Origin of the sequence: uncultured Corynebacterium sp. (assembly GCF_946998835.1) — a bacterium.
GTDB lineage: Bacteria > Actinomycetota > Actinomycetes > Mycobacteriales > Mycobacteriaceae > Corynebacterium.
In genome coordinates this window covers 1-8,886 of record NZ_CAMQAZ010000050.1, presented here as the reverse complement: position 1 = coordinate 8,886, position 8,886 = coordinate 1, and the positions used below count along the sequence as shown (strand labels likewise).

13 protein-coding genes are annotated in these 8,886 nt (G+C 56.5%); 11 read left to right on the top strand and 2 right to left on the bottom strand.

The genetic code is table 11. The annotated features are described in order from the left end of the window. Positions 1–440 precede the first annotated feature (440 nt). Both Q0U90_RS11170 and Q0U90_RS11165 read right to left on the bottom strand, forming a co-directional pair. Positions 441–1,604: a tyrosine-type recombinase/integrase gene (locus Q0U90_RS11170; protein WP_297455104.1), complete on the bottom strand. Its 1,164-nt coding sequence runs from the start codon at positions 1,602–1,604 to the stop codon at positions 441–443. Positions 1,605–1,606: 2 nt separating this feature from the next. Then, complete coding sequence (locus tag Q0U90_RS11165; RefSeq protein ID WP_297455100.1) at positions 1,607–2,131, bottom strand: hypothetical protein; 525 nt, start codon at positions 2,129–2,131, stop codon at positions 1,607–1,609. A gap of 137 nt (positions 2,132–2,268) precedes the next feature. Between Q0U90_RS11165 and Q0U90_RS11160 the strand changes: the two genes are divergently transcribed. The 11 genes from Q0U90_RS11160 (at position 2,269) to Q0U90_RS11110 (ending at position 8,267) form a co-directional block, all read left to right on the top strand. Continuing rightward, positions 2,269–2,496 (top strand): DNA-binding protein, encoded by a 228-nt coding sequence (locus Q0U90_RS11160; protein WP_297455098.1) that lies wholly within the window; start codon positions 2,269–2,271, stop codon positions 2,494–2,496. 12 nt (positions 2,497–2,508) lie between these two features. Continuing rightward, complete coding sequence (locus Q0U90_RS11155) at positions 2,509–2,841, top strand: hypothetical protein (RefSeq protein WP_297455095.1); 333 nt, start codon at positions 2,509–2,511, stop codon at positions 2,839–2,841. 22 nt (positions 2,842–2,863) lie between these two features. Continuing rightward, the gene (locus Q0U90_RS11150; protein WP_297455092.1) at positions 2,864–3,187 is read left to right on the top strand and encodes a hypothetical protein; all 324 of its coding nucleotides are present in this window, start codon (positions 2,864–2,866) and stop codon (positions 3,185–3,187) included. Between the two features lie 28 nt (positions 3,188–3,215). Continuing rightward, complete coding sequence (locus Q0U90_RS11145) at positions 3,216–3,620, top strand: hypothetical protein (RefSeq protein ID WP_297455089.1); 405 nt, start codon at positions 3,216–3,218, stop codon at positions 3,618–3,620. Between the two features lie 73 nt (positions 3,621–3,693). Beyond that, complete coding sequence (locus Q0U90_RS11140; protein WP_297455086.1) at positions 3,694–4,020, top strand: hypothetical protein; 327 nt, start codon at positions 3,694–3,696, stop codon at positions 4,018–4,020. After that, entirely contained in the window at positions 4,017–4,139 is a 123-nt protein-coding gene (locus tag Q0U90_RS11135; protein WP_297455083.1) for a hypothetical protein, read from the top strand. The genes Q0U90_RS11140 and Q0U90_RS11135 overlap by 4 nt, the downstream gene beginning before the upstream one ends. A gap of 237 nt (positions 4,140–4,376) precedes the next feature. Beyond that, complete coding sequence (locus Q0U90_RS11130; RefSeq protein ID WP_297455079.1) at positions 4,377–5,144, top strand: bifunctional DNA primase/polymerase; 768 nt, start codon at positions 4,377–4,379, stop codon at positions 5,142–5,144. Further along, on the top strand, positions 5,141–6,658 hold the full coding sequence (locus Q0U90_RS11125) for a phage/plasmid primase, P4 family (RefSeq protein ID WP_297455077.1): 1,518 nt from the start codon (positions 5,141–5,143) through the stop codon (positions 6,656–6,658). Before Q0U90_RS11130 ends, Q0U90_RS11125 begins: the two co-directional genes overlap by 4 nt. Positions 6,659–6,668: 10 nt before the next feature. After that, positions 6,669–6,869: a hypothetical protein gene (locus Q0U90_RS11120; protein WP_297455074.1), complete on the top strand. Its 201-nt coding sequence runs from the start codon at positions 6,669–6,671 to the stop codon at positions 6,867–6,869. Then, the gene (locus tag Q0U90_RS11115; RefSeq protein WP_297455072.1) at positions 6,862–7,188 is read left to right on the top strand and encodes a WhiB family transcriptional regulator; all 327 of its coding nucleotides are present in this window, start codon (positions 6,862–6,864) and stop codon (positions 7,186–7,188) included. Before Q0U90_RS11120 ends, Q0U90_RS11115 begins: the two co-directional genes overlap by 8 nt. A gap of 89 nt (positions 7,189–7,277) precedes the next feature. Beyond that, a complete protein-coding gene (locus Q0U90_RS11110; RefSeq protein WP_297455069.1) occupies positions 7,278–8,267 on the top strand; it encodes a hypothetical protein in 990 nt (329 codons plus the stop codon). The last annotated feature ends 619 nt before the right edge of the window (positions 8,268–8,886 follow it).

Here is an 8,886-nt window from a genome sequence, read left to right as displayed (position 1 = left end):
GGCACGTTCCAAATTTTCCCATCTACTCAAACGGAACAAAACCTGGGACACTTCACGATCCCCTTTTGCCGTAGCACCTGCTCTCGGTTCAGCCGTTACGAGGTTCGTAGCAGATGACTTTTTTCGGAAAATGGAAGAAAGTGTTCTCGGTCAACAATGACCGGGAAGGTTCCCGGAACCGGGAATATCTCCCGTGAGCATGTAGGGCTTACCTCTGAACCGGCGAATTTTACACCGGTGTAAAAATATCTTCCGTGCGCGGGTGGGGCTTACGGGCGAGGGTCGACTGGAACATTATTCCAGTCGTTAGCTTCCGTGCGCGGGTGGGGCTTACCCTCGTTGACCTGCGCAAAACCCCTGTTCGCAAACGCATTCTAAGCGGTTAAACGCGGGCGGCACGTACCCTAACACCCTCCAACCGCTCACAGAGCGTCCTAGGGCTAGTCGTTTTCTAGATCTCCCAGATAATCCTCAATCAACGGCGGTGGCGCAGTGTAATAAGCCTCGGTGGTAGTCCGCTTAGAGTGCCCCAGCTGACGTTGCGCCGCGTCGATACCGTACTTCTCGGAAATACGGCTAGAGATCGTAGACCTAAATTGTTTCGGCGTTATCTTCACACCAAAGTTCATTCCAGCGGTTGCGAGACGTAGCCAGCGGTTCAGATTCCGAACTGTGATGTAAGTCCCGTTCCTGCTGGGGAAAAGTGGCTCACCCCAGAATCGGACGGCTTCACTGTCTAGCTGTTCCTGTATCGCTGCTGCCGCGTCTGCCGTGATGGTGATGTTTCGCCGCGCGAACTGTGACGCGTGGTTTTTTATCCGTTCGGTTCGCCCGCCGCTCGCGTCTGACTGGCCGGTCACGATTACGCGCCTGTTAGCCGGGTCTACATCTGTAATCCTTAGTCCTAGTACCTCGGAGCTCCGCAGGCCGCTTCCGGCTATTACTCGTACTATTTGGGGTAGCCCGTGGCCGCGCTTATGCCCCGCTGGTTCTTCATCATCGCCCTGGTTGGGATCTAGCCCAGTACACCATCGTTCAATGGCTTCAATGTATGCGTCTTGCTGTTCTTTGGTGATGTTTGCAACTGGTTTTCTATCCGCTTTAGGCAGTTTGATTGATTGCCAAGGTGATGCTGCTAGTCCGCCGACGCGCACGGCGTAATTGAGTGCCGCCGATAAGACGGTGGCTGTGGTTTTGGCTGTACCTGGGGTTAGCTCGTTGATAAACGCCTGCAGGGTTACGGGCGATAGCTCGTTTAGCCGTAGCTGGCCTATCCCTTCTTGAATGTGCGCATCGATGGCCTGTTTGTAAATCTGCTTTGAGTGGTCGGTGACGTCGTGCTGGTCAATCCAAGTTTCGATGAGTTTGGATAGTTGGGTGTTTGGGGTTATGACCTCGGCATATGGGGTGCCTAGCCGTTCTGTGCAGCGTGCTTCTAGTTTTCGGGTGGCTTCAGCTTTACTTTTGCCGGTGGCTGTGACTTGTACTCGTTTGCCGGTGTAGAGCCGTAGGTTTGTTAGTGCTCTGATTTTTCCGCTGGGTGCGGTGCTGTATGAGATGTTTCCGTGTGTGCCTGGTGGCGTCGGTGGCTGACCCCTGGACATGGCTATTCCTTTTCGGCAACACTGCCGCCAAGCGACTTAATTGTTTGTTCGAGTCGTTGCACAACCCTTTTGAACCACGTTAACGATTCCTCAAAGTCTCCGTACTCCTCCATCATCTTTAACGCCTTGTAGAGAGTGTTTTCCCGCTCCTGCGCAGCCTTAACTAGCTGGTTCTCAAAGTAGTTAATTTCCCCGGACTCAGCCACGAAGGTTGAAGTCCCCTCCACCCATGAGCCCGCTCGGATTGCCCGATCTTCCAGCCCCGGCAGGTACTCAACGATGCCGTCTGGGTAGGCAGGAAACAAGAGCAGGATGGGCGCAGTGTTGAGCGCAGCGGCCAAAACTAGCCACTCGGCAACGCTGATTGACTTCCGGTTGCCGTTTTCGAGCTGAGATAGCCCGCTTCTTGCGACCTTGTGCCCTAGCTCGGCTGTTCGTGTTTCTAGCCAGAGTAGAGACCGGTCGCCGCGTAAGCGCTGCACTTCCGATCCGATTTTGGCGGTCATTTCTTTTTGCCAGTCGCCCATATATCGCACTTTAACCAAGAAATGCGATGTTCACTAATGTTTCAAGTATTGCTTTGTTACTGCACGTATAGTAATGTTCTTTCTAGAGACAGTAATTGCACTGTTTCTGAACGTCACATTTTTTAGGAGGTGTGTGAATGCCTAATAGAGAGCTACCGCCAACCGTCTCAGTGCAAGTGGCCTCAAAGCTTCTAGGGATCAGCGCAAGTGGAGGATACGCCGCAATCCGGGGCAACGATTTCCCTACTCAAGTCATCAAGATTGGTGGCCGTTATGTTATCCCCACCAAGCCACTGCTCGACCTGCTCGGCATCGACGAACTGCCGACCGAAGTAACCGACGCAGATACCCCTCAAGCCGCTTAAGGAGAAATACCGATGACTACTAACGATCTGTCACCATTCGGCGCCAAGCTGCAGGCAATCACTGCGGAGACGCACAGCATCTATTCAGAGTGCTACTTCAACGGCGTGAAGCAGGTCACCACCTCCGCCACTGCCGCCAACCTCAAGGACGCCACTGCCGAACTGCTGGACTTCTGGAACCAGCACCCACAGTCACGCCACGACTTCGCCATCTATGACACCGCTGAGAACGACAACGGCACCACTGTCACCATCGAAGGCACCCTGTCACCAACCGACGGCGAAACAGAGGAAACGAACTGTGTCGTTATCGTCTTCGCCATTCCCCACCAGCAGGCCGCGTAACACCAAGGAAGGAACAACCTCAATGACTACCAACTACACCCCCGCCGACTCCCTGGCCTACCTCGCAAACACCACAATGCTCGACATCGCAATCGAGGTACTGGAAGAGCTCAACGACAACAACCCATCCGTTCAGGTATCAACCTCCATTCAGGCCATCCGCACGATGGGAAAACTCATCCAGGCCGAAGCCAGCGCGCGCAACGTGGCCGACCTGCAGCGCTACTCAAACGAGGTTCCGGTAAACATCTCGTACACCGACGAAGAAGGCGAAATGACCAGCACGCTTCACCCATCCGGGAACTATTCCAACCCCGCTTTAGGCATGTCCTTGGATTGCGCGTAACCCCAAAAAAGAAGAAAGGGCTGCACTCATGACTACACAGACCATCAACGAGCACATGACCAACTTGTGCGACCTGGCAGAGCACTTCATCAACCAGGAGATGCCAGACCGCGCGAAGGAAGGCGCCCCCTGGGAACAAGTGGTTAAAGACCGCCTGGCCTCCGAAATTGCAGGAAACCAGGACTACCGCCGGGTAGCTGCCGCGCTACTCATCGAACGCTCGGCAGGCGTCACGATCTCCGATGAGGACATGGAGACCGAAAAGACGAAGAAGTTCCTCGACGGGCTGGCAGGCATCGACGATTTTAACGAGATCATCAACGCTGTAGCCGGGGCGGTTTTTGATTACACGATGCAGGAGCTTGTCTCCAAGGGTGAAGCCGTCATGTCGGCAATCTTCAACTACATCGAAAAGCAAGAAAACCAGGAATAGAAAAAGACGCTCTAGCCGAGGGCTGAAAAGCTAGAGCGTCTACATTCCCAAAAAGAAAGGAAAGGTCATCACAATGACTACCAACCCAAAGATTACCACAACCGAATCAACGGGCAGTAGGCATAAGCGACGCCGCCGCGCATCACACTTCATCGTCCGCCGAACAGAGGCAGGCGACCACACCTCGTGTGGAAAGTTCATCAACCGGCAGCACTCAACCCCCGTGAAGGTTGATAGCAACGGTGTACCGCTATCCGCCGAGTACTACCCATGCTCAGCCTGCCAGGACATGGAGCGACTCGAAAAAGAGATGAAAGGCCATTGGCCAACGTTCAGAATCCCCGCGTCCCTAGCACTGGACATTGTGGACATTGCTCAACCGAAGGACAGCGCAGCATGACCACGATGGACGCCACCGCCCTACTCAACGCGGCAGACGAAGAACTAGTCAACTGGGCAAACACCCTGCTCAACACCCTTGATTTAAGCGGTTTTACAACCACCACCGCCCAACTATAAGGGGAGAAAACAAGGGTGTGACGAAATAGGAGTGACGAAAACAAACTGAATAGGAGCCCTGGGAAGCGAACGCGGGTGCAATTCCCGCGCAGGGCACGAAGCCCCACAAACCGCGTGGGCAGCCACGGGCGCAGGCCAGGAGCCGCATAAGCCGCCCCACACAGACAGTGGCTTAGGCGCAGCCAGGAGCTGACCCTAGCGAACCTCACTACCCGTTGACACATTGGAGGTTCCTTCATGACTCATACACAGCAATACGCGGACGCCGCCACCCTCGCAGGGTGGGGGCTGGAAGTCTTTCCACTCAAAGGAAAAGCACCTCTAACCCGCCACGGCCACAAGGACGCAACCACCAACCAAGCACAGCTTGAATCATGGTGGACACGCTGGCCACATGCCAACATCGGAGCACGACCCGCCGCGAACGTGATCGTGTTCGACATCGACCCGCGCAATGGCGGCAATAACACCTGGCGCCGAATCAACAAGGGGAAATACCTCCCCGCCACGCTGGTCACTCGCACCGGCTCCGGTGGCCTTCACATCTGGTTCCGGCTCCCCTACTCCGCTCCCGTGAACAAGACAGCCGGGGACGGCATCGACCTTAAAAACCACCGTGGCTATTTGGTGATGCCCGGCAGCACACACCCGGGCACTGGCCGCCCTTACGTGTTTCAGTCCTGGCATGACCCCAACCAGCTCCCAGAACTGCCGAAGCATCTACAGCGCTACGTGTTCCGGCCACCGGCGAAAGTGCAGCCGGTTATCCCCCGCGCAGTTTCCGCCAGCGGCAACCTTGCCGGCCGGCTTATCAACGACGTGGCCGCCGCACAGTCTGGTTCTCGCAACGAGACACTTAACCGCGCCGCCTTCATCGCCTACAAGTACGGGTTAGACATCTCGGAAGAACTAGCTAGCGCAGCCGCCTGCACCGGGCTATCCGAGCCGGAAATTATGCGCACCCTCGCTAGCGCACGACGCGCAGCGCAGGAGGTGGCAGCATGACCACCACCACGCGCATGAACCTCACAGCCCGCGTAGACGCCGGACTCATCCAACCACCCGCCGACTGGGGCATCTACCCGGCACCATCACAGCCAATGGCGGTAGCCCGCCACCTTGTCCGTGACCTCTACACCAACCCCGAAAACCTTCCTCTACTCGCGTACTGGAAGGGACAACTCTGGCACTACGCAGGCACCGAATGGCACGCCCCGAAGGATGCCATCGAGTCCAAGGGCGATATCTGGGAGCACCTAGAAAAGCAGGCTTACCCCGCTGGCACCGATGGTGAGGTTAAACCCTGGGCACCAACCACCCGTCGTGTCTCCGACATCCTGGAACCTCTCAAGATCCTCACGATGCAGGACTACGACGCTCAACCGCCTTACGCCACCGGCACCGGCACCCCAGCCGGAAACATCATCTCGATGGCTAACGGACTGTTCAATCTGGACACCCGCAAACTCACCGACCACACGCCCGCAATCTTCAACACCTGGAGCCTGCCATTTAACTATGACCCCAACGCCAAGTGCCCACGATGGGCAAAGTTCCTTGACGAAGTATTTGAACACGACCCCGAAGGCGCTCACCTACTCCGAGAATTCATGGGCTACCTGCTCAGTGGCCGCACTGATCTCCAAAAGTCCCTCATGCTCATCGGAGCATCCGGCGCAGGCAAGGGAGTCATAGCAACTGTAATCCGCGCGCTGATGGGAGACGGCAACACCGCAACAATCACCCTCGACGGCATCGCCCGCAATGACTCGATGCTATCCGGTTGCATCGGTAAACCATTGGCCGTTATGGAGGACGCGCGCGACACCGAGCACGCCGGAAAACGAGCTGTAGAGCGCCTGCTGTCCCTCATCGCCGACGACCCAATGGGCATTGACCGCAAATACAAAGACCCGTGGTTTGGCCGCCTAGGTACTCGCCTGCTGTTCGTCTCCAACGAGCTGCCGCGGTTTAAGGACTCATCCGGAGCTATCCTGCGCAGGTTTTCCATCATCCGCCTGGAAAAGAGCTTCACTAATAACCCAGACCCAGACCTAGCCGACAAACTACTAGCCGAACTACCCGGAATTTTCGTGTGGGCACTCGAAGGACTAGACCAGCTCGACAGGCAAAACGGACGGTTCACAAACCCCTCCGGCGCTCGCGGACTCGTAGACACTCTGGCCGACCTTGCCCGCCCGCTCGATGAGTTCATCGACTGGGCAGACGAAAACGACAAGCTCATCATCACGGGAGATAAAAACGATGCCGCTGACGCCAAGGAAGTTAACCGCATCTACCGCCAATGGTGTGACAGTCAAGGCCGCGCGCGCATGAACTCAGTAACCCTGGCCAACACCATCACCGCCGCTTATCCCACCGTTGAACACATCATGCCGAAGGAGAAAACCACTCGCGCCGACGGCACTTCCAAGATTAAGCGCTGGCGTGAATATCGCGGCATCAAGCTCATCGACACCGACAGCACCGACAGCTGGATCATCGCAGGAACCTCATAGGAGAAACATCATGGTAACCGACCCGCGCATCGCAACGATACGCAAGCCCCAAGGCGAAAAAATCGCAGTACGCGCCCGCCGAGACCTCAAAGACGGAGGGCATCAAATCTTCCTCATCATCGGATGTGAGCCTTACCTAATCAGCCCCCGTGAAGTAAGGCAGCTGACTAACAACCTCATCGACCTGATGGAACAAATCACAGATGCCTAAAGCCAAATACCCCTGGCCGAACATCAAGGAAGTACCCGCCTACCTCGCGCCACTGCTGACACCCGCCTACAGCCTGATCTTCACTCAAGCCGCGTGCCGTGGCCGAGCACCACTGTTCGACCACACCATCGACGGCGAAACGACGGAGCAGCGCGAAGCCCGCCACCATCACGCACGCACCCTCTGCCGCATCTGTGACGCCCGCAGAGAGTGCCGCAAAGTAGCCGCCAGCACTCCCCCAGAAGAACGCCGCGGCATCTGGGCAGGAGAACTCTACGGAGACAACGGACAACCACAAGACCACAAGGAAGCAGCATGACCCCCACCCCACTACAACGAGCACCACCGCCCCAACCACCAACAACACCACATCTACACACAATCAACGCCCAAAGGAGGCACACCAACATGACAATCCCTGGCATTGGCAACATGGCCACCACCACCGCGCGCCAGCAGCACATCAACTTCATCGACACACCACCGGTAAGCGCCGACACTGGCACCGCCGAAATGACCTGGCTCGCGCAGACCTGGGAAACCAAAATCAAGCCACCGAAGCAGTGGAACGACCTACACCAACGCGCAATGCAGGCACCGAAGTTCTTCCACGACCTCGCACGCCAAGAACAGCAGGCAAGCCGCGACGCCCTCGTAGACGCCCTGGTATCAACCAACGTTGACCAGTGGGACAAGACCATCACCGCCCACGTGGAAAAAGCAGCTACCCCCACCTACCTCGCGGACGGGGGTGGGGTCTCCCCACTCGAACGCGCCACCACCGCCGCCCTCCGCAGCGCAGCCCGAGGGGTAGCCAACAACCGCACCACACGCCTACAGATCGCAGCACAGCTCGACACCGACACAGTGCAGCGCAACTTCCAAGAAGCAGCGCGCGCACTCGGACAACTCGCATGGAGCACAGACCACAAGGCACTGGCAGCACGCGGCAACGACTACACAACCTTCATCACCAACGGAGCTAAGCTGCAGGCGCTCCAAATCTACTTTGCGCAGCGAGGAGGAGCCGAAGCACAGCGCGTGCCTGGCATCTGCCTGTTCGCCAACATCACACCACTTGAACCACTGCAGCAGGTCAACAACGGCATCATGACCGGATGGGAATCAACCCAACACGACATCGCCGAGCACAGCAGCCGCACGAAGATCGCAGCCGAAGCACGAAGCCACTTTCCAGACTTCCTCGTAAAGCTCGCACAAGGCGAATACGACGGAATGAAGCTCGACATCTCAACCGACGAAGAAACCATCAAGCAGCGCATCAAGGCACTGGACAGCTGGGGCAAAACCGAAGTACGCGAAGATGCAGCCGCCCGCGTGAGCCTTACCCCAGGAGACCACCAGCGCGCAGCAGAACAGCGAGCCGCCTTCTACTAGCCCCTTCATCTCACCCCGCCTAGTGGCCGCCACCGCATCACACCAGATGCCCGTGACGGCCACTTTTTCATGCACAAAACCTATCAGCGAAACTGTTGATACAACACCTAAAAACGGGAACACAACCGGGGAACGCGAAAAACACCGCCAGGGAACACAGGGAACACATTTGGGAACACGGAGGGAACATGAATTGCAGCCCCTCTACCAGCGGGAACACGGGGAACATGGGGAACACGTATTTTCATTAAACTCTCTACGGTATATAGACCCCAATAGGTAAAGCCTTAACCCTCTAGGGCTTCACCGATGCCAACCCCTGGGGAGGGAACCCTAACCAGGCCACGGAAGCAAAAAGGGCACTGCATTGCCGCGATACCTCCCCCAGTCTCTCAGCGCCACAACGGTGTCAAAAATAGAGCCGGGGGAAGGTTAGATTTTCCTTAGTTTCTGCAGGTAGTGACACCTTTTTCATTAGGATGAACCGTAAAGTTAACGAGCCCAAAAGTGTAAAGTGAATGGGCTCTAGATCAGGCACCTGTAATTACCTGTGGATTAAGTGTTGAGGGTTAAGGCTCAAAAAGTGTGTCCGATTGGGCTGATTTTTAGCAGTTGATCT